Raw genomic sequence first — 1,299 nt, 5'->3', positions numbered from 1 at the left:
TCCCGCTGACGTCTACCCGCCCAGGGCCCGGCTCCCCATGGCCCGACCCCAGGCCGAATCGAGCAACTCGCCTTGACGACACCGTCCATCGACGCGCACGTCCACCTCGAGACCCACCCCTCCCATCGCAGCGCCGTCGTCGCCACCGTCGCCGGCACCGCACGACACATCGCCCACGCCCACCTGAGCGTCCGCGGCTTCGAGAGCGTGGAAGAGCGCACGCTGGTCATGGCCCGCATTGACCACGAGGAGCCGTACTGGGCGGAACGGGCCGCCCAGGCGCTCACCGCCGAAGGCATCAGCACCGAGATCACGCCCGGCCTGCGTGAAGCCATTGACGAGGAGTGGACCTGGGCCGACTATCCCATGCCCTGGTGCACCCGCCAGGAGATCCGTGAGGTCTCCGACCAAGCCCAGAAGATCTACGACGACATCCGCCACGGTCGCCTCGTCATCCACGCCCACGCCGACGACGGATGGACCATGGTCGCCGTCGGCTCCTACCGCGATGGCAGCAGCGTCACCCTCCACGGCGAGAACCACCTGCGCACGATCGCGGAAACCTTCGATTCACCTGCCGATGCTCTCGCCGCCTTCGAACGCCTCCACAGCGACACGAAGCGCCCCGGGCCCGCGCCCATGACCGACGTCGAGCGTCAGGCCGCCGAAGCCCGCAGCACACTGCACTCGCCAAACCCGCTGAAACCTGAACCGGCCGTCCAGCGGACCGAGATGGTTCCCGCCTACGCCGCCGACCCGGCGGACCACAACGCCGCCCTCGACGAGTTCGTCACCGAACACGACGACTGGGAGAAATGGCGCACCTGGTCGGACGACACCACCCACCTCATCCACGAGACACAGACCCTGCGGGCCGAACTCGTCCACGAAACGAATCCCCGCGAGACCGCCTGGACCTTCGCCGCCTACGAGACACCCGTCTCCGACCGCATGTGGCACCTCACCCTGACTGGCGCCACCCCCGCCCCTCTGCTGAAGACCCTCCTGAACAGGCTCGCGGAAGGAGACGCCTGGGAGACCGCCATCGGCAGCCCCACCACCGAGAAGACCGTCACCGAAGCCACCCGCCCTCTCACCGACGCCGGCTGGAAGCACACCATCGAGGGCCGATGGATCCGCTGGGAGACCACCCCAGGCGACGCCGGCGTCCAGTTCGACGCCTTCGCCGCCCAGAACCCCAGCACCCTGCCCACCTGGACCCTCTGGGCAGGCCCCAGCATCGACCGCCCCACCTGGGCCCTCCACGCCTCCCCCTACACCTCTCTCCTATACACATCT

General features: G+C 68.7%; 1 protein-coding gene. It reads left to right on the top strand.

Annotated features, from left to right (window positions below; genetic code table 11):
- Nucleotides 1-72: 72 nt before the first annotated feature.
- Nucleotides 73-1,299 (top strand): SPDY domain-containing protein (locus AOK11_RS38585; protein ID WP_055598247.1); only part of this gene is annotated, 1,227 nt, incomplete at its 3' end.

It is taken from the genome of Streptomyces hirsutus (assembly GCF_001418415.1).
GTDB lineage: Bacteria > Actinomycetota > Actinomycetes > Streptomycetales > Streptomycetaceae > Streptomyces > Streptomyces hirsutus.
Note: the sequence above shows the minus strand (reverse complement) of the source record. Positions and strands in the feature narration are given on the sequence as shown.